The organism is Bradyrhizobium macuxiense (assembly GCF_007993935.1).
Taxonomy (GTDB): Bacteria; Pseudomonadota; Alphaproteobacteria; order Rhizobiales; family Xanthobacteraceae; genus Bradyrhizobium; species Bradyrhizobium macuxiense_A.
In genome coordinates this window covers 120939-138772 of the sequence record NZ_VITY01000009.1, presented here as the reverse complement: position 1 = coordinate 138772, position 17834 = coordinate 120939, and the positions used below count along the sequence as shown (strand labels likewise).

The following is a 17834-nucleotide window of genomic DNA, read 5'->3' as shown; positions in this document are numbered from 1 at the left end:
ACCGCGCCATCGCAGCCCCGCCCCTCCCCGCCGCCACAGGCGTCCTGGTCGGCGTCCTCGTCGCCCCCGATGGCGCTGAGATCGCCATGCCGGAAGCTTTCGCGCGCTGGCGGCAGCTCACGCCGCTCGCGACGTGGCAGCCGATCGCGCTCCGCGAAACCAGCCATGCCGGCATCCTGAGCGGTGTCGCGGCCGCGCTCGATCGCGTCGGCATGATCCCGGGGCAACTGATCCTGCTCGGCGAGGGATCGGTCGCGCGGCGCATGCTCGAACTGACACTGCGCGGCGAGCTGCCCTGTGGCGGCATTGTCGCGGTCGACGTCGCCGCCGACGCACTGCCGTTTCACATCGTTCCGACGGTGACCGCCATCCGGCTCGTCGTTCATCGCAACGACAATGCGCAGCAAGGCAACCTGATCGGCGCGTTGCGCGCCGCCGATCTCGACGCACGCATCATCAATCTCGACCTGACTGCCGGTCGAAGGGCGGCCGCGGCGAGCGCAACTGAAACTTTTGTCCTCGAGCTGGTTGCAACGATCGGCCGCCGGACCACCGATGGAGCTGGTAACCCATGACATCGAAGACCTTCAAAATGGCGGGCGCGTGCCTGGTGGTCGCCACAGTCAGCGTCGGCCTCTATGCCGTGGATCAGCCGGACCGTGCAGCCGACAGGGCTCCGGCTGCGGCCCAGTCGAAGACGGTCGCGCCTGTCGTCCCGGTGACTGCGACGAAGGTCGCGCAGCACGACGTGCCGATCGTGGTCGAAGGGCTGGGTACCGTGACGCCGATCAACACGGCCACTATCCGCACCCAGGTGCAGGGTACGCTCGACAGCGTCGATTTTGTCGAGGGCAAGCAGGTAAAGCGCGGCGATGTGCTCGCCAGGATCGACCCGCGGGTCTACGAGGCCCAGGTCGACCAGGCCGAGGCCGCGCTGGCGCGCGACGAGGCGAGCCTGAAGAACGCCAGGACCAATCTGGCGCGGACCCAGCCGCTCGCCAATCGCGGCTTCGCGACCCAGCAATTGCTCGATACCCAGGATTCGCAGGTCGCGCAGGGCGAAGGCACCGTCGCGCTCGACAAGGCCGCGCTGGAAGCCGCACAGACCCAACTGAGCTACGCCACGATCACGGCGCCGTTCGACGGCGTCACCGGCATCCGCCGCATCGATCCCGGCAACGTCGTACACCCGACCGATACCAATGGGCTTGTGGTCCTCACCCAGTTGCAGCCGATCGCGGTGATCTTCACGCTGCCGTCCGGCGAGATCCCGGACGTGCAGCAGGCGCTGGAATCCGGCGACGCATCGGTCGACGTCTATGATGCACAGAACAAGCATAAGCTCGACCATGGCAGCCTGATGCTGATCAACAACCAGGTCGACAGCTCGACCGGCACGGTGCAGCTGAAGGCGTCTTTTCCCAACGCCGGCAACACGCTGTGGCCCGGCACCTTCGTCAACGTCCATCTGACGATCGCGGTTAGGCACGACGCACTCACCGTGCCGCTGACGGCGGTGCGCCAGGGTCCCGACGGGGCCTTCGCCTATACGGTCGGGCCGAACAACGTCGTCGGCATCCGCAATGTCACGACCGGCCAATCGCGCGACGGGCAGGTTCTGATCGAGCAAGGCCTCGCCGCCAACGAGACCGTGGTCACCGCGGGTCAGTACCGGCTCAGTCCGGGGACAACCGTCGAGATCGTGCCCGATGACAAGAAGGACCAGGTCCAGGACGCAACCACCGCAAGCGCAGGAATGCTGCCATGAACGTCTCCGCAGGTTTCATCCGCAAGCCCGTCGCCACCGCTTTTCTCGCCGTTGCCATCGTGCTGGTCGGCATGATCGCCTTCGTGCGGCTGCCGGTCTCGGCGCTGCCGACGGTGGATACCCCGACCATCCAGGTCACCGCACAACTGCCCGGCGCCGACCCGCAGACCATGGCCTCCTCGGTCGCAACCCCGCTGGAGCGGCAATTCGGCCAGATCGCCGGCCTGACCGGCATGAGTTCGAGCAGCGGGCTCGGCAACACCCAGATCACGCTGCAATTCGCACTGAACCGCAGCGTCGATGCGGCCGCGCAGGACGTGCAGACCGCGATCGATGCGGCATCGGGGCAATTGCCCAAGACCATGCCGTCGCCGCCGACCTTCCACAAGGTCAATCCGGCCGACGTGCCGGTGCTGCTGATCGCGCTGACATCGGACACCGAGCCGCTGACCAAGGTCGACGACTATGCCGACAGCATCCTGGCGCAGAAATTGTCGCAGGTGCCGGGCGTCTCGCTCGTCTCCATCGGCGGCATGCAGAAGCCTTCGATCCGGGTGCAGGTCAATCCGGCCAAGCTCGCCGCCGCAGGGCTCGATCTCGAGCAATTGCGCGCCACGCTCGGCAATGTCACGGTGAATCAGCCGAAGGGCGTACTCTACGGCAGTCAGCAGGCCTATACGCTGGCCACCAACGACCAGGTGCTCAACGCGAACAAATATGACGACCTGATCATCGCCTATCGCAACGGCGCGCCGGTGCGCCTGCGCGACATCGGGCATGCCATCGTGGCGGCCGAGGACCTCACGCTGCACGGCTGGTACAACGACAAGCCCGCCGTCATCCTGGCGATCCAGCGCCAGCCCGGCGCCAACGTGATCAGCACGGTGGACGGCATCAAGAAGCTGCTGCCGCAGCTGGTGTCGAGCCTGCCGTCCGACATCAAAGTCACGATCGCCTCGGACCGTACGCAGACCATCCGCGCCAGCGTCGCCGACGTTCAATTCACTCTGGTGCTGACCATTGCGCTGGTGGTCGGAGTGATCTTCCTGTTCCTGCGCAATATGTGGGCGACCATCATCCCCGCGGTCTCGGTCCCGATCTCACTGATCGGCACCTTCGGCGTGATGTATCTGCTCAACTACAGCCTCGACAATCTGTCGCTGATGGGCCTGTCGATCGCGGTCGGCTTCGTCGTCGACGATGCCATCGTGATGATCGAGAACATCTCGCGGCACATCGAGGAAGGCCTCTCTCCAATGCAGGCCGCCTTGAAGGGCGCCGGCGAGATTGGCTTCACCATCATCTCGATTTCGGTCTCGCTGATCGCGGTGTTCATTCCGCTGCTGCTGATGGGCGGCGTAATCGGCCGCATGTTCCAGGAGTTCGCCGTCACGGTCTGCGTTTCCATCGTCGTGTCGGTGATCGTCTCGGTGACACTGACACCGATGATGTGTGCCTATCTGCTGTCGCCGCACCAGGGTGCCGAGGCCGGCGCGGTGTCGCGCACGCTGGAACGCGGCTTCGTCGCGATCCAGACCGCCTACGAGGCCGTGCTGGCCGCGGCGCTGCGCTACAAGGCCACGACCCTGTCGATCATGCTGGTAAGTGTCGCGGTGACCGGCCTGCTGTTCGTGGGCATCCCCAAGGGCTTCTTCCCGCAGCAGGACACCGGCATGATCACCGGCATCACGGAAGCCGCAGCGGACATCTCGCCGGCGCAGATGGCGGCGCTGCAACGCAGCGTCATCGACGTCATTTCCAAGAACCCCTCGGTCGCCAACGCGACCGGCTATATCGGACCGGGCGGCCCGACCGTGACCGAGAACAATGGCCGCCTGTTCGTGCTGTTGAAGCCGCGCGCCGAACGCAACGCATCGGCCGATCAGGTGATCCGGCAGCTCGACACCGCCTTGCAAAAGATCAAGGGCATGTCGGTGTTCATGCAGGCGACGCAGGACATCAACCTCGCCAGCCGCCTGTCCAAGACGCAGTACCAGTTCACCCTCACCGACGTGAACCAGGACGAGCTCAATCTGTGGGCCGGCAAGCTGTATCAGAAGCTGAAGACATTGCCGGAACTGGCCGACGTCGCGACCGACCAGGCCAACGCCGCGCGTCAGCTCAAGCTGCAGATCGACCGCGACGCGGCCTCCCGCCTCGGCATCGATCCGGCCGCGGTCGACAACACGCTCTATGATTCATTCGGCCAGCGTCATGTCGCCCAGCTGTTCACGACGCTCAACACCTACTACGTGATCCTGGAGGTCGATCCCTCGTTCCAGCTCGGCCCCTACGCGCTCAACCGCATCTATGTCCGCTCATCCGCAGGGACGATGGTGCCCCTGAGCCAGATCGCGAGCATCGACTACGGCACCGCGCCGCTTTCCGTGAATCATCAGAGCCAGTTCCCGGCGGTGACGCTAAGCTTCAACCTGGCGCCGGGCACGGCGGTGGGGACCGCGGTCGCGGCCGTGCAGAAGGCGACCGCCGACCTGCACGTGCCGTCGACCGTCGTCACAAGTTTCCAGGGCAATGCGCAGGCGTTTCAGGCGGCGCTCGGCAGCACGCCGATCCTGATCCTGGCCGCGGTGGTCGCCGTCTATCTGATCCTCGGCATGCTCTATGAAAGCACGATCCATCCGATCACGATCCTCTCGACCCTGCCGTCCGCCGGGCTCGGCGCGCTGCTCGCGCTGTGGGGCTTCGGCTTCGGGCTCGACGTGATCGGGCTGATCGGCATCATCCTCTTGATCGGCATCGTGCAGAAGAACGGCATCATGCTGATCGATTTCGCGCTGCAGGCCGAGCGCCACCAGCACCTCCCCGCCGAACAGTCGATCTACATGGCCTGCCGCGCGCGCTTCCGGCCGATCCTGATGACGACGATGTGTGCGATGCTCGGCGGCGTTCCGCTGATGATCGGCACCGGCACCGGATCGGAGCTGCGTCAGCCGCTCGGCTTTGCCATCGTCGGCGGACTGATCGTCTCGCAGCTGATGACGCTGTTCACGACGCCGGTCGTTTACATCTATCTCGACAAGATCAGCCGGTCGTTAGCCAACCTGCGCACAGCTGCGCGGAAGGCCGCGCCACACGAACCTGAGGCGGCCTTGTGATATCCCCCCGCCGCGCAGACCGCCTCAGCCTGCCCTGCGGCGCTGGCCGCGCCACCACAGGCCGAAGGCGATGGTGACCGCGGCGGCCAGCGAGAACCAGGTGATGGCGTACTGCATGTGGTCGTCCTTGAGACGCACCTTGAGCGGCCCGGGCTTTGGCGTGCCGCTGTCGGGCATGGGCGCCTCGAGATCGATATAGAACGGCGCGACCTTGGCGCCATCTTGCCCCCAGCCGAGCGCCTGCGCCATCGCGCGATGATCGCGCACGAACCACAGCCGCTTCGCCGGATCCTCCTTCGGCGTCAGCCGGCCCGGCGGCTCGGGAAAGCGGATATAGCCGGTGAGCTCGACCGGCGCGCCGGTGACGAGGCGGTCAGTGACGCGATCCTCGAAAGCACGGTCCTGCATCGTGTTCTGGACAAAGCCGGCGTTGATCACCACGGTCTCGCCGCTGGCGAGTTTCGCCGGCAGGAACGCCCAGGTGCCGGGTCCCGAAACATCGTCGCGCACCGCGGAGCCGGAGCTGAACACCATCGCGTCGGGCTGCTTCGCGTAGGTCGCGGTCAAGGTGACACGGCGGAATTCATCCTTCGCGGAGGTCACCGTGGGCCACGCCGATGGCGGCGGCAGCGCCTCGGTCGGGGCGGCCAGCCGGGCGTCGAGGGCTGCGATCAGCGCGTGCTTCTCGACCCGGCGCTGCAATTGCCAGACGCCGAGGGCGATGAACACCGCGATCAGGATCAGCGTGAAAATACCGAAGCCGGCCGCGCTCGGCCGACGCGTCTCACTTTCATTCATTTCGGGTCGCGCTCGATCAGTTGGCCTTCGGCGGCCTTGTGGTGGAATTGCAGCGCGATCAGCAGCGCCTTCATCGAACGCAGCGGCAGGATCGTGGTGATGACGATCAGCGGCAGCCACAGCGCGGCGTGCACCCAGAACGGCGGCTGGTACTTCACCTCGACGATCAGCGCGGCCGCGACCACAATGGCGCCGGCCAGCATGATGATGAAGATCGCCGGCCCGTCGCCGGCATCGATGAAGGCGTAGTCGAGGCCGCAGGACTCGCAGCGCGGCGCCAGGGTCAGGAAGCCGGAATAGAGCTTGCCCTTGCCGCAGCGCGGGCAGCGGCAGGCGATGCCGCGGATCGCGCTTTCGGTCACGGTGGGCGGGGTGTCGGTCATCGGTTCTCTTCAAAAAGCAAAAGGGGGCGGCCATCTGGCCGCCCCCTCTTAGCACGTCAGCGAAGTTAGTGTGCGCCGTGCGCCATCGACTCGGCGCCGTGGCCCCAGACGTAGATGCAGATGAACAGGAACAGCCAGACCACGTCGACGAAGTGCCAGTACCAGGCGGCGAACTCGAAGCCGAGGTGCTGCTTCGGCGTGAAGTGGCCGGCATAGGCGCGGATCAGGCAGACCAGCAGGAAGATGGTGCCGACCAGCACGTGGAAGCCGTGGAACCCGGTCGCCATGAAGAAGGTCGCGCCATAGACGTTGCCGCCGAACGAGAACGTCGCATGGGCGTACTCATAGGCCTGCACGCAGGTGAAGCAGGCGCCGAGGATCACGGTGAGGATCAGGCCCTGCTTGAGACCCTGGCGGTCGTTCTCCAGCAGCGCATGGTGCGCCCAGGTGACTGTCGTGCCCGAAGTCAGCAGCAGCAGGGTGTTGAGCAGCGGCAGATGCCAGGGATCGAAGGTCTCGATGCCGTGCGGCGGCCAGGTGCCGGGCACCGAGCAGGCGCCCATCGCCGTGCCGGCGCCGCAGCCGAACACCGCGTCGCGGGTGGCGTGGACGGCGTCGGCCGGGAACAGCGCCGAGTTGAAGAAGGCCCAGAACCAGGCGACGAAGAACATCACCTCGGAGGCGATGAACAGGATCATGCCGTAGCGGTGGCTGATCTGCACCACGCGGGTGTGGTCGCCCTTGTACTGGGCTTCCTTGATCACATCGCCCCACCAGCTCGCCATGGTGTAGAGCACGCCGATGGTGCCTATGCCGAACACGATCGGCGCGGCCGAGTACATGTGGTGCATCCAGCCGATCGCGCCGAACGCCATGATGAAGGCCGAGATCGAGCCGACCACCGGCCACGGGCTCGGGTCGACGAGATGATAGTCGTGATGCTTGACTTGCGCCTCAGCCATTGCCGTCTCTCCATTCGCGTGCCGCAAGGCACGTCTTAATCTTGAATTCCAATCTCTTCAGCATGATCTTCTCGGAAAACCGGTCCCCACTTTTCCGGATCATGCTCTAGCCGCCCTTGCGCTGCTCCGCCTCGCCCGCAGCCACGGGCTTCGGCGTGGCGTCGCGCACGGGGAAGAAGGTGTAGGACAAAGTGATCGTCTTCAGCGTGTCGTTCTCGCTGTCCTTGGCCAGCGCCGGATCGACATAGAACACCACGGCCATCTCGCGCTTCTCGCCTGGCGCCATGGTCTGTTCGGTGAAGCAGAAGCAGTTGATCTTCTGGAAATAGGCGCCGACCGTCAGCGGCGCGACGTTGTAGGCGGCCTGGCCGGTCGTGGTGCGCGCCGACTGGTTGGTCACGGTGTAATAGACGGTGACGACCTGGCCGATCTTGACGTCGATCGTGTTCTGCTCGGCCTCGAACTTCCAGGGCAGACCCGGCGCGACGTTGGAATCGAAGCTGACCGAAATGGTGCGCTCGAGCGGCGCATCCGTCGGCACCGAGGTCGCGACCTGGGTGGTGCCGTTGAAGCCGGTGGTGCGGCAGAACCAGTTGTAGAACGGCACGGCCGCGTAGGACGCGCCGACCATCAGCACCACGACGAAGCCGCAAATCGAGGCGACCAGCGCGTCGCGCGTCAGCATGCGGCGCGTGACCTTGGCGCCTTCACCCTGTCGCGGTCCCTGGTTCGCCATCTCGCTCACAGCGGCCGCACCAGCACGGCCGGCCCCTTGACGAGGGTGACGGCGAAGAACAGCACCACCATGACGCCGAGCGCGAGCGCAATCGCGATCGAGCGCTGGCGGCGGCTCCTGAGCTGCGCCTCGGTGAGGACGATGCCTTCTGGTTCGTTCTTGTCGTCCATTGCTATCCCGTGCGCCCCCATCTCGCCCCCCGGCGTCCCTATCCGATGATGACGGGCAGGATCGCGCGGACCACGACCTCGGCGAGGAGGACGGCGAACAGCGCGAACAGATAAAGGATCGAGAAGGCGAACAGCCGGCGCGTGGCGCGGTTGGCCGCAACACCCTCACGGCGGCGATAGACCTCGATCGCGAGCCACAGCATGCCGGCACCGAGCACCAGCGAGGTGACGCCGTAGATCGCGTCGAAATAGCCGAGCGGCCACGGCGCCAGCGCAACCGCGACCAGCACGATGGTGTAGAGCAGGATCTGCAGCCGGGTCGCGTCGGGTCCGGCGACCACCGGTAGCATCGGGATGCCGGCGCGCGCGTAATCGTCGCTGCGGAACAGCGCCAACGCCCAGAAGTGCGGCGGGGTCCAGAAGAAGATGATCAGGAACAGCAGGATCGGCTCGACCGAGAGCGAGCCGGTCGCGGCGGCCCACGCCACCACCGGCGGCAGCGCACCGGCGGCGCCGCCGATCACGATGTTCTGCGCGGTCCAGCGCTTCAGCAGCATCGTGTAGATCACGGCGTAGAAGAAGATGGTGAAGGCAAGCAGCGCGCCCGCCACCCAGTTGACCAGGATGCCGAGCGTCATCACCGAGAAGAAGGCGAGCGTCAGGCCGAACGCGTACGCCTCGGCCGGGGTGATGCGGCCGCGCGGGATCGGCCGGTTGGCGGTGCGCGTCATCAGCGCGTCGACATCAGCCTCATAGGCCATGTTGAGCGCACCGGAGGCGCCGGCGCCGACCGCGATGCAGAGGATCGAGGTGAAGGCCAGCACCGGATGCACATGCACCGGGGCGATCATCAGCCCGACCAGCGCGGTGAAGACCACCAGCGACATCACGCGCGGCTTCAGGAGCGCGATGTAGTCGCCCACTTCGGCCTCGGAGATCCGGGGCAGCTCGATGGCGTTGTGATCGACAACCGACAAGATCAGGTCTCACTTCTCTTAAGTAAAGGCGCGGCGCACCCGCAGGTGCGCCGCGTTGTCTTGGACTTACTGCACGCGGGGCAGCACTTCGAACTGGTGGAACGGCGGCGGCGAGGTCAGCGTCCACTCCAGCGTGGTCGCACCCGCACCCCAGGGGTTGTTCGCGGCCTGCTCCTTGCGGACGAAGGCATCGATCACACCGTAGATGAAGATCAGCACGCCGAAGCCGGAGATGTAGGAGCCCCAGGAGGAGATCAGGTTCCAGCCGGCGAACGCATCCGGATAGTCGACATAGCGGCGCGGCATGCCCGACAGGCCGAGGAAATGCTGCGGGAAGAACACCAGGTTGACGCCGACGAAGGTGAACCAGAAGTGCGCCTTGGCGATCCGCTCCGAGTACATGTAGCCGAACATCTTCGGGAACCAGTAGTACCAGCCGGCGAAGATGCCGAACACGGCGCCGAGCGACAGCACGTAGTGGAAGTGCGCCACCACGTAGTAGGTGTCCTGCAGCACGCGGTCGACGCCGGCATTGGCCAGCACCACGCCGGTGACGCCGCCGACGGTGAACAGGAAGATGAAGCCGACAGCCCAGATCATCGGCGCCTTGAACTCGATCGAGCCGCCCCACATCGTGGCGATCCAGGAGAAGATCTTCACGCCGGTCGGCACCGCGATCACCATCGTGGCGGCGACGAAATAGGCCTGCGTCGCCGACGACATGCCGACGGTGTACATGTGGTGCGCCCACACCACGAAGCCGATGCCGCCGATCGCGACCATGGCGTAGGCCATGCCGAGATAGCCGAACACGGGCTTGCGCGAGAAGGTGGAGACGATCTGGCTGACCATGCCGAAGGCGGGCAGGATCAGGATGTACACTTCGGGGTGGCCGAAGAACCAGAACAGATGCTGGAACAGCACGGGGTCGCCGCCGCCGTCAGCCGCAAAGAAGGCAGTGCCGAAATTGCGGTCGGTCAGCAGCATGGTGATCGCACCGGCGAGCACCGGCAGCGACAACAGCAGCAGGAACACGGTCACCAGGATCGACCACACGAACAGCGGCATCTTGTGCAGGGTCATGCCCGGCGCGCGCATGTTGAAGATCGTGGTGATGAAGTTGATGGCGCCGAGGATCGACGATGCACCGGCGAGATGCAGCGACAGGATCGCGAAGTCGACGGCCGGACCCGGATGGCCCGAGGTCGACAGCGGCGCGTACATGGTCCAGCCGGCACCGACGCCGTTGGCGCCCGGCTCACCTTCGACGAAGGTCGACAGCAGCAGCAGCGCGAACGAGGCCGGCAGCAGCCAGAACGAGATGTTGTTCATGCGCGGGAACGCCATGTCGGGCGCGCCGATCATCAGCGGCACCATCCAGTTGCCGAACCCGCCGATCATCGCCGGCATGACCATGAAGAAGATCATGATCAGACCGTGCGAGGTCACGAACACGTTATAGGTGTGCGTTTCGTGGAATATCTGGACGCCCGGGTACATCAACTCGGCACGGATCGCGATCGACATCGCAGCGCCGATGATGCCCGCGATCACCGCAAAGACCAGGTACATCGTACCGATGTCCTTGTGGTTCGTGGAGTAGAGATAACGCCGCCATCCGGTCGGATGGTGGGCGTGATCATCATGGGCGTGATCGTCGTGTGTCGCTGCGCCTGTCGCCATGTTCAAAATCCTGCCTTGCAGTCCCTCTTGGACCTTGCGGTCCCGTCGCCCTTATTCCGTTCGCGCCGTAAGCCGTGAGGCTTACTGCGCCGCCTGACCAGCCGAGGCGTAGGAATTCGCCGGGTTGGTCGCAAACTTCTTCTTCGCCCCTTCAACCCAGGTCGCGAATTCCTGGTCGCTGACGACCCGGACCGCGATCGGCATGAAGGCGTGGTCCTTGCCGCACAGTTCCGAGCACTGGCCGTAGAACACGCCGGTCTTGGTGGCCTTGAACCAGCTCTCGTTGAGACGGCCGGGGACCGAATCGATCTTCACGCCGAAGGCCGGCACCGCGAAGGAGTGGATCACGTCGGCGCCGGTGGTCTGGATCCGGACCACCTTGTTGACCGGGACCACCATCTCGTTGTCGACGCCGAGCAGACGGGGCTGCTTGTCCTTGTCGAGCAGCGAGTCGAACTCGAACTTGCCGTTATCCGGGTAGGCGTAGGACCAGTACCACTGCTTGCCGGTGACCTTCACGGTGAGGTCCGGCTTCGGCACGTCGAGCTCAAGGAACAGCAGGCGGAACGACGGCACCGCGATGCCGACCAGGATCAGAACCGGGATCAGCGTCCAGGCCACTTCGATCAGGGTGTTGTGGGTGGTCTTGGAGGGGACCGGGTTGGCGCGGGCGTTGAACTTCACCACCACGATGACCAGCAGCGCCAGCACGAACAGGGTGATGACGGTGATCAGCACCAGCAGGAAATTGTGAAACCAGATGATGTTTTCCATCACCGGGGTCGCGGCTTCCTGCAGCGTGTGCTCCCACGGCGCCGGCTGCCCCATTTCGGCGAAGGCCGATCCCGCGGCGACAGACGCCACACCCGCTACCGCCAACCCCAGCAATTGCCTGCCCAACCGGCCAATCGACATCTTCATGCCGCTCGCGCTCCCTTGCATTATTCCCCAAAGCACCTTCGGCATGTGGCCGAAAATGCAGCACGATCCGCCCTGACAAACGGCCTTCCGGACATACCCGTCTCTGAGTCAAGGTGGGTACGGGAGCCAGATCGCTAGAACGCGTCGAAATCCAGCCTCTCAAACCATAATTCTCAGGCGCTCGCAATGCAGTAGTAGGGCCGAAAGCCATGCGCCTGCGATGAAGCTGCCGCTTGCGATTTTTCCCGCAAAATCAAGCGAAAGTCGCCGAAACAACACCGCATGCAGTTGACAGGGGGATTACCGGATGTACCCACAGACGGGATAGCCCACAGGAACCTGATTCGCTGCGGGCTGCCCCAATCCGGTGCTGGAATGGCTTTAAGATCGCCTTCAAGGCGCCGTCATTGCGGTATCAGTCGGCTGTTGCGTGCTACCGGCGGCCGGAACGGCCGGACCCAACATTCTAGAGGATCGACCCGGATGGGCGCTTCGAACATTCAGGCAGGACGGGCGCTGCCGCGCTGGCTCGGCACCCTCTTGGCGGCGGCATTTTCGCTCGGCCTGACCCAGGCGGCAGACGCGCAGGGCGCGGTGCGCTCGGTCCATGGCGACTGGCAAATCCGCTGCGACACCCCGCCCGGCGCCCAGGCCGAGCAATGCGCACTGATCCAGAGCGTGGTAGCCGAAGACCGCTCCAATGCCGGCCTGACCGTGATCGTGCTAAAGACCGCCGACCAGAAGAGCCGCCTGATGCGCGTGGTCGCCCCGCTCGGCGTGCTGCTGCCCTCCGGCCTCGGCCTTAAACTCGACAATCAGGACGTCGGCCGCGCCGGCTTTGTCAGATGCCTGCCCAATGGCTGCGTCGCCGAGGTCGTGATGGACGACAAGCTGCTCGGCCAGCTCAAGAACGCCAAGACCGCGACCTTCATCATCTTCGAGACCCCGGAAGAGGGCATCGGCTTTCCGCTCAGCCTGAACGGCCTGGCGGAGGGGTATGACAAATTGCCCTAGGCCCAACGAGCATCCCGGAAGGCGTAGCCCGGATGAAGCGAAGCGAAATCCGGGAAAAATTTCTCCGGCGGTTGATGCCAGTCCCGGATTGCGCTGCGCTCCATCCGGGCTACACAAGTTGCGCTGATCGACGCCAAGCCAATCTCGCTCACCGCCCGCCGCGCGCATAATAGTCGAACAACGCGCTCGCGTCGGCGGACAACCAGTCCGCCTCACCCGTCAGGTAGCCCTCGACCTTTCCGCTCGCGCCGATCAGGAACGAGATCGGCATGCCGTACAGCGCGAACGGCGTCTCGACCTCGCCAGCGTCGACGCGCGACACGAGACCACCGGGATCGAAGCCGATCGTCAGGTGACGCAGCTTGAGCTGCTTGACGTAGGGCGCCACCAGCGCACGGTTGCGGTCGGTGCTGACGGCGATGACCGCGAGGTCGCTGCGGCCGCTGGCGGCGAGCCGGTCCAGCATCGGCAGCTCGGTCCGGCACGCCGCGCACCAGGTGGCCCAGAAGTTCACCAGCACCAGCTGCTTGCCTTTGAACGCGGCGAGATCGATCGCGCCGCCGGCAAGCGCCGGGATCGCCACCGGCGGGACTGGATAAGCGCCTTGAACCAGCGTGAACTGATGCCGGATGGTGCCGAATTGCGGCGGTCCCGACGCGGCCCGCGCCGGCATCGCGAGCGCAGCGCCCGCGCCGATCATGCCGGCGACGACGGCGCGGCGTGTCGGCGCGCGAACAATGGTCATGATCAGTTCTCCGCTTGGCTTGATGGCTGCATCGCTCACGACCGGATGTAGGACCAGCCGGCTTCCTGCAATTCGATGATGCGCCCGGGCCCGTTCGGCACCAGGTCGACATTGTCGAGCAGGACCAGCGGATGGCCCTCGGCGCGCTCCATGCCGAGCTTGGTCGCCTCGCAGACCACGAAGCGGATGTCGGGCGTGAGCCCGCGCACCACCCGCAACAGGTCCTTCACCGGCGAGGTGTCGGCGCGCAGCATGTGGACGCCGGCATTGTAGGCGACGACCTCGATCTCGAACGGCTCGTTGCGCTCCCGATAATATTTCGGGAGGTTGAGCGCGGTCGAGATCAGCGCCCGCATCGTGGTCGGGTCGTCGCTGTTGATCGGCAGCACCACATGATGCACGCGCGGCTCGGGCTGCTTTGAGCCGAGGTTTTTGGGCTCCGGTTTGGAGACCGCCGCAACCGAGCCGGTGAGCAGCAAGGTCACGGCGAACGGCACCGCAAATGCGAGCACTAGCCCCACAGCGAGCGTCAGGATGCGGCGAGAGGGGCGCATCGCTGCGACCTCACGGCGCGGTCGCGAGCAGCGCGAACTGGCTGCGCTTGGCGTAGGCGACGATCGCACTCAGCGTCAGCAGCACGAGCGCCGGGACCGGCGAGCCGCCGATCACGAACAGATGGCTGATGGTCGCGCCGACCATGATGCAGCTCAGCAGCACGCCGCCGAACGCTGCGACCGGCGGCAGCAGGATCAGGATGGCGCCGATGAGCTCCAGCGATCCGGTGAAATAGCGGAACCACTGGCCGAGCCCGATATGCTCGAATTCCTCAACCAGCATCGGCACGCCATAGAACTTGGCGGCGCCCGCGGCGGCAAAGGCCAAAGCGAGCAATCCCCTGACGACCCAGAGGCTGACGGATTTCCAGCGCGACGGCGCGGCGGCAACGGCAACTGACATTTGATAACTCCCCAATTGTTCGAATCGGCCGCATGGCCACCTGACCGATCGGCGGCAGGCCCGCGGCTTTCGATGGACTAAATTCGGGAGTAAGATGAAAAGAACAAGTAGGATCATTTTTGTGAGGTAGTATGAAAAAGCAGACTATTGAGCCTGCCGAGCCTCCGGCGGCGGCGTCCGAGCCGTGTAATGGCGATCTGTCGGCGCAATTTCATCGCGCGCTGTCGGTGCTGGCCGGGAAATGGAAGGGCGACATCCTATGGCAATTGGTCGAGCGCAAACGGCGGTTCGGCGAATTGCGGCAGTCGATCCCCGGCGTGACCCAGCACATGCTGACCACCCAGCTGCGCGATCTCGAGGCCAATGGCTTGGTCAAGCGCACGGTCTATCCCGAGGTGCCGCCGCGGGTTGAGTATGAGATGACGCCATCGGCCAAGGCGCTCAAGCCGGTGTTCGACGAGCTCTACCGCTGGGCCCAGGAGCACGGCTTCCCGACCTCGACGGGAAGCGCCGCGCAGCCGGCGCCGTCGAACGATCAAGGCAAGCCGGAGGACCAGCCCGGGAAGGCCGGGCGGCACTCGCGGTGATGACGACAAGGTGAGTATCCCGAGGGGCTGCCGTGACTGATGTCACTGTCGCAGGTACTCCCGGTTTGCCGCCCCAAACACTATGTTTGGCAATCGTCGTCCGGGCCTGGAACCGGGCCGGCACAGGTTTCCGGGTTGTAAGATGAGTTTTCCGCTCGTCTCTGCTTCAATCGGTGGAATCCCTGCTTCCGGGTTCCGCACTGGCAATCAGCTGCGCTTCAGGCAAGGATGACGAGGAATCGCCCAGGAATCGCCAAGAGATCGGCAAGACATCGCACTGCGTCGGAGTGACCATGACCAATCCCGCCACGACCTCCCTGCTCGACCGCGCCAATCTGGACCGCGATGCCGTCCGCCGCGAGGTGTCGCGCGGCCTTGAAGGCGCCGACGACGGCGAGCTGTTCCTGGAGTTCGGGCAGACCGAAGCTTTGGTGTTCGACAACGGCCGACTCAAGCAGGCGACCTATGACACCTCGCAGGGCTTCGGCCTGCGCGCCGTCAAGGACGACGCGGTCGGCTATGCACATTCCTCCGACGTTTCGATCCCGGCGCTGATCCGCGCGGCCGACGCGGTCGCTGCGGTGCGCGGCGGCTATGCCGGCACGTTCGCCGCGGCGCCCGCCCACACCAATGTCAGGCTCTATGGCGACGAGAATCCGCTGGACGGACCCGCGTTCGAAGCCAAGGTAAAATTGCTCGGCGAGATCGACGCTTATGTCAGGGACAAGGACCCACGGGTGCGGCAGGTCTCGGCCAGCCTCACCGCGACCTGGCAGGTGGTGGAGATCCTGCGGCCCGACGGCGAGAGCTATCGCGACATCCGCCCACTGGTGCGGGTCAATATTTCCGTGGTCGCAGGTCAAGGCGACCGGCAGGAGAGCGGCAGCAAGGGCTATGGCGGCCGCGAGGGCTATGCCCGCTTCATCGAGACCAAGGCCTGGCGCGACGCCGCCGACGGTGCGCTGCGCGAGGCGCTGGTCAATCTCGAATCGGTGCCGGCGCCCGCTGGTGAGATGGACGTGGTGCTCGGGGCCGGCTGGCCCGGCGTAATGCTGCACGAAGCCGTCGGCCATGGGCTCGAGGGCGACTTCAACCGCAAGCAGACCTCCGCATTCGCCGGCCTGATGGGCCAGCAGGTCGCGGCCAAGGGCGTCACCGTGGTCGACGACGGCACCATGGCCTCGCGCCGCGGCTCGCTCTCGATCGACGACGAGGGCACGCCGACCAACCGTACCGTGCTGATCGAGGACGGCATCCTGGTCGGCTACATGCAGGACCGCCAGAACGCCCGGCTGATGGGCATGAAGCCGACCGGCAACGGACGGCGGCAGAGCTATGCCCATGTGCCGATGCCACGCATGACCAACACCTACATGCTCTCCGGCGAGCGCGATCCGGCCGAGATCATCGCCTCGGTGAAGAACGGCATGTATGCCGCCAATTTCGGCGGCGGCCAGGTCGACATCACCTCGGGCAAATACGTGTTCCAGTGCACCGAGGCCTACAAGATCGAGAACGGCAAGCTCGGCGCGCCGCTGAAGGGCGCGATGTTGATCGGCAATGGACCGACCGATCTCCACAGGATCACCATGATCGGCAACGATCTTGCGCTGGATACGGGGATCGGCACTTGCGGCAAGAACGGCCAGGGCGTGCCGGTCGGCGTCGGCCAACCGACGCTCAGGATGGAACGGATTACGGTCGGAGGAACGGGCTAGTGAGCAGCGGAAACGAAGTCGTGGCGGCGAAGACGACCAGCTGGCGCGGACAGGCCGTGCAATTGGCCGCGATCGTGGCCGTCGTGTTCCTCGCCAAGGGCGCGATCGCCGAGCCGTTCTACGTGCCGTCGGGCTCGATGGAGCCGACGCTCCTGATCGGCGACGCGCTGGTCGCCTCGAAATTTCCCTATGGCTACGGCGCGGCGTCGCTGCCGATCCAGATCACGCTGCCGGAAACCGGCCGGGTGTTCGGCGAGACGCCGAAGCGCGGCGACGTCGTCGTGTTCCGCTGGCCGGGCGACCGCTCGCAGGCCTGGGTCAAGCGCGTGGTCGGGCTGCCCGGCGACCGCATCCAGATGCGGCAGGGTCAGCTCTTCATCAACGATCATCCGGCGGCGCTGAAGCCCGACGGCACCGGCTTTGCCGAGGACGATCGCGGCGGCGGCGAGGACGCCAATCGCTATATCGAGACGCTGCCGAACGGCGTCAGCCATGCGATCTTCAAGATCCGCGACAATGGAAGGCTCGACAACACGCCCGAGGTCACCGTGCCGGCGGGCCAGCTGTTCGTGCTCGGCGATAACAGGGACAATTCCGCCGACAGCCGCGTGCCGGTGCGCGACGGCGGCGTCGGCCTGCTGCCGATCGACAATCTGATCGGCCGCGCCGACGCGGTGGTCGGCTCCTGGGACATGGGCATCCGCAGCCAGCCGGTCTGGACCTGGCTGTCCGGCTTCCGCCTCGCGCGCTTCTTCACCTCGGTGCAATAGCTGGACCCGTAGCCCGGATGGAGCGCAGCGCAATCCGGGGCATCTCACATGGGCAACTGATCCCGGATTTCGCTTCGCTTCATCCGGGCTACGGTTTTGCCGAGCATATGCCGTGACCTACGACGACATCAGGCACATCGTGCTGGCGTGGCCGGAGGTCGAGGACGGTTCGTCCTACGGCACACCGGCGCTGAAGGTGCGCAAGAAGATGCTGGTGCGGCTCAAGGAGGACGGCGATAGCCTGGTGATGCCGGGCGTGCCACCGGACGAGCGCGACATGCTGGTCGAGAGCCAGCCGAAGGTCTTCTACTTCACCGATCACTACCGGGATTATCCGACCGTGCTGATCCGCCTGTCGAAGACCAAGCGCGCAACCGTCGAGCCGCTGCTGCGCCGGCACTGGCGCACGCTGGCCTCGAAGAAGGCGGTCAGGGAGTATGACGGGCAGTAGTCCGTAGGATGGGTGGAGCGCAGCGATACCCATCGCGTTGTGGCTCATGCACAATCAAAATGATGGGTATCGCTTCGC

Annotated in this window: 19 protein-coding genes; 8 read left to right on the top strand and 11 right to left on the bottom strand. The window is 65.3% G+C overall.

Annotation, left to right across the window (positions count from 1 at the left end):
- Positions 1-86: 86 nt before the first annotated feature.
- From FBZ93_RS23740 to FBZ93_RS23730, 3 genes are read left to right on the top strand one after another with little or no spacing between them, the layout of a single operon-like run.
- The gene (locus tag FBZ93_RS23740) at positions 87-575 is read left to right on the top strand and encodes a hypothetical protein (RefSeq protein ID WP_146988983.1); all 489 of its coding nucleotides are present in this window, start codon (positions 87-89) and stop codon (positions 573-575) included.
- Entirely contained in the window at positions 572-1768 is a 1197-nt protein-coding gene (locus tag FBZ93_RS23735) for an efflux RND transporter periplasmic adaptor subunit (protein ID WP_246667618.1), read from the top strand. Before FBZ93_RS23740 ends, FBZ93_RS23735 begins: the two co-directional genes overlap by 4 nt.
- The gene (locus FBZ93_RS23730) at positions 1765-4884 is read left to right on the top strand and encodes an efflux RND transporter permease subunit (protein ID WP_146988981.1); all 3120 of its coding nucleotides are present in this window, start codon (positions 1765-1767) and stop codon (positions 4882-4884) included. The genes FBZ93_RS23735 and FBZ93_RS23730 overlap by 4 nt, the downstream gene beginning before the upstream one ends.
- A gap of 24 nt (positions 4885-4908) precedes the next feature.
- Here the strand turns inward: FBZ93_RS23730 and FBZ93_RS23725 are convergent, their stop codons facing one another.
- The 8 genes from FBZ93_RS23725 to coxB all read right to left on the bottom strand — a co-directional run bounded on the left by FBZ93_RS23725 (position 4909) and on the right by coxB (position 11514).
- A complete protein-coding gene (locus tag FBZ93_RS23725; RefSeq protein ID WP_146988979.1) occupies positions 4909-5682 on the bottom strand; it encodes an SURF1 family protein in 774 nt (257 codons plus the stop codon).
- Positions 5679-6065 (bottom strand): DUF983 domain-containing protein, encoded by a 387-nt coding sequence (locus tag FBZ93_RS23720; protein WP_050422211.1) that lies wholly within the window; start codon positions 6063-6065, stop codon positions 5679-5681. Before FBZ93_RS23720 ends, FBZ93_RS23725 begins: the two co-directional genes overlap by 4 nt.
- 65 nt (positions 6066-6130) lie before the next feature.
- Positions 6131-7027, bottom strand: coding sequence for a cytochrome c oxidase subunit 3 (locus tag FBZ93_RS23715; RefSeq protein WP_074129809.1), 897 nt, complete (start codon positions 7025-7027; stop codon positions 6131-6133).
- Between the two features lie 106 nt (positions 7028-7133).
- Positions 7134-7763, bottom strand: a complete 630-nt coding sequence (locus tag FBZ93_RS23710; RefSeq protein ID WP_146989399.1) for a cytochrome c oxidase assembly protein — start codon at positions 7761-7763, stop codon at positions 7134-7136.
- Positions 7764-7768: 5 nt separating this feature from the next.
- Positions 7769-7933: a CoxF protein gene (locus FBZ93_RS23705; RefSeq protein ID WP_167529184.1), complete on the bottom strand. Its 165-nt coding sequence runs from the start codon at positions 7931-7933 to the stop codon at positions 7769-7771.
- Between the two features lie 38 nt (positions 7934-7971).
- On the bottom strand, positions 7972-8910 hold the full coding sequence (locus FBZ93_RS23700; RefSeq protein ID WP_146988975.1) for a heme o synthase: 939 nt from the start codon (positions 8908-8910) through the stop codon (positions 7972-7974).
- A gap of 66 nt (positions 8911-8976) precedes the next feature.
- Complete coding sequence (gene ctaD, locus FBZ93_RS23695) at positions 8977-10593, bottom strand: cytochrome c oxidase subunit I (protein WP_146988973.1); 1617 nt, start codon at positions 10591-10593, stop codon at positions 8977-8979.
- A gap of 81 nt (positions 10594-10674) precedes the next feature.
- Positions 10675-11514 carry a cytochrome c oxidase subunit II gene (coxB, locus tag FBZ93_RS23690; protein ID WP_050628320.1) on the bottom strand — a complete coding sequence of 280 codons (840 nt, stop codon included), beginning with the start codon at positions 11512-11514 and terminating at the stop codon, positions 10675-10677.
- Between the two features lie 483 nt (positions 11515-11997).
- Between coxB and FBZ93_RS23685 the strand changes: the two genes are divergently transcribed.
- A complete protein-coding gene (locus FBZ93_RS23685) occupies positions 11998-12528 on the top strand; it encodes an invasion associated locus B family protein (protein WP_246667617.1) in 531 nt (176 codons plus the stop codon).
- A gap of 148 nt (positions 12529-12676) precedes the next feature.
- Here the strand turns inward: FBZ93_RS23685 and FBZ93_RS23680 are convergent, their stop codons facing one another.
- From FBZ93_RS23680 to FBZ93_RS23670, 3 genes are read right to left on the bottom strand one after another with little or no spacing between them, the layout of a single operon-like run.
- Positions 12677-13273 carry a TlpA family protein disulfide reductase gene (locus FBZ93_RS23680; RefSeq protein ID WP_146988971.1) on the bottom strand — a complete coding sequence of 199 codons (597 nt, stop codon included), beginning with the start codon at positions 13271-13273 and terminating at the stop codon, positions 12677-12679.
- 35 nt (positions 13274-13308) lie between these two features.
- The gene (locus FBZ93_RS23675; RefSeq protein WP_146988969.1) at positions 13309-13827 is read right to left on the bottom strand and encodes a DsrE family protein; all 519 of its coding nucleotides are present in this window, start codon (positions 13825-13827) and stop codon (positions 13309-13311) included.
- 10 nt (positions 13828-13837) lie between these two features.
- Positions 13838-14230, bottom strand: a complete 393-nt coding sequence (locus FBZ93_RS23670; RefSeq protein ID WP_146988968.1) for a DoxX family protein — start codon at positions 14228-14230, stop codon at positions 13838-13840.
- Positions 14231-14361: 131 nt separating this feature from the next.
- Here FBZ93_RS23670 and FBZ93_RS23665 point away from each other — a divergent pair, with 131 nt between their 5' ends.
- From FBZ93_RS23665 to FBZ93_RS23650, 4 genes are all read left to right on the top strand, one after another.
- Positions 14362-14817 (top strand): winged helix-turn-helix transcriptional regulator, encoded by a 456-nt coding sequence (locus FBZ93_RS23665; protein WP_146988966.1) that lies wholly within the window; start codon positions 14362-14364, stop codon positions 14815-14817.
- Between the two features lie 293 nt (positions 14818-15110).
- Positions 15111-16535 (top strand): metalloprotease TldD, encoded by a 1425-nt coding sequence (gene tldD, locus FBZ93_RS23660; protein ID WP_146988964.1) that lies wholly within the window; start codon positions 15111-15113, stop codon positions 16533-16535.
- Positions 16535-17305, top strand: a complete 771-nt coding sequence (gene lepB / locus FBZ93_RS23655; protein ID WP_146988962.1) for a signal peptidase I — start codon at positions 16535-16537, stop codon at positions 17303-17305. Before tldD ends, lepB begins: the two co-directional genes overlap by 1 nt.
- 112 nt (positions 17306-17417) lie before the next feature.
- Positions 17418-17756, top strand: coding sequence for an MmcQ/YjbR family DNA-binding protein (locus tag FBZ93_RS23650; protein ID WP_146988960.1), 339 nt, complete (start codon positions 17418-17420; stop codon positions 17754-17756).
- Positions 17757-17834: the final 78 nt, after the last annotated feature.

What these genes read in the sequence shown, in the direction of transcription:
- FBZ93_RS23725 (WP_146988979.1), bottom strand. Translation starts at nt 5,682, where the DNA reads ATGAATGAAAGTGAGACGCGTCGGCCGAGCGCGGCCGGCTTCGGTATT.
- FBZ93_RS23740 (WP_146988983.1), top strand. Translation starts at nt 87, where the DNA reads ATGCCGGAAGCTTTCGCGCGCTGGCGGCAGCTCACGCCGCTCGCGACG.
- FBZ93_RS23685 (WP_246667617.1), top strand. Translation starts at nt 11,998, where the DNA reads ATGGGCGCTTCGAACATTCAGGCAGGACGGGCGCTGCCGCGCTGGCTC.
- FBZ93_RS23710 (WP_146989399.1), bottom strand. Translation starts at nt 7,763, where the DNA reads ATGGCGAACCAGGGACCGCGACAGGGTGAAGGCGCCAAGGTCACGCGC.
- FBZ93_RS23715 (WP_074129809.1), bottom strand. Translation starts at nt 7,027, where the DNA reads ATGGCTGAGGCGCAAGTCAAGCATCACGACTATCATCTCGTCGACCCG.
- FBZ93_RS23680 (WP_146988971.1), bottom strand. Translation starts at nt 13,273, where the DNA reads ATGACCATTGTTCGCGCGCCGACACGCCGCGCCGTCGTCGCCGGCATG.
- FBZ93_RS23665 (WP_146988966.1), top strand. Translation starts at nt 14,362, where the DNA reads ATGAAAAAGCAGACTATTGAGCCTGCCGAGCCTCCGGCGGCGGCGTCC.
- FBZ93_RS23670 (WP_146988968.1), bottom strand. Translation starts at nt 14,230, where the DNA reads ATGTCAGTTGCCGTTGCCGCCGCGCCGTCGCGCTGGAAATCCGTCAGC.
- FBZ93_RS23675 (WP_146988969.1), bottom strand. Translation starts at nt 13,827, where the DNA reads ATGCGCCCCTCTCGCCGCATCCTGACGCTCGCTGTGGGGCTAGTGCTC.
- FBZ93_RS23705 (WP_167529184.1), bottom strand. Translation starts at nt 7,933, where the DNA reads ATGGACGACAAGAACGAACCAGAAGGCATCGTCCTCACCGAGGCGCAG.
- FBZ93_RS23735 (WP_246667618.1), top strand. Translation starts at nt 572, where the DNA reads ATGACATCGAAGACCTTCAAAATGGCGGGCGCGTGCCTGGTGGTCGCC.
- coxB (WP_050628320.1), bottom strand. Translation starts at nt 11,514, where the DNA reads ATGAAGATGTCGATTGGCCGGTTGGGCAGGCAATTGCTGGGGTTGGCG.
- ctaD (WP_146988973.1), bottom strand. Translation starts at nt 10,593, where the DNA reads ATGGCGACAGGCGCAGCGACACACGACGATCACGCCCATGATGATCAC.
- tldD (WP_146988964.1), top strand. Translation starts at nt 15,111, where the DNA reads ATGACCAATCCCGCCACGACCTCCCTGCTCGACCGCGCCAATCTGGAC.
- FBZ93_RS23730 (WP_146988981.1), top strand. Translation starts at nt 1,765, where the DNA reads ATGAACGTCTCCGCAGGTTTCATCCGCAAGCCCGTCGCCACCGCTTTT.
- FBZ93_RS23720 (WP_050422211.1), bottom strand. Translation starts at nt 6,065, where the DNA reads ATGACCGACACCCCGCCCACCGTGACCGAAAGCGCGATCCGCGGCATC.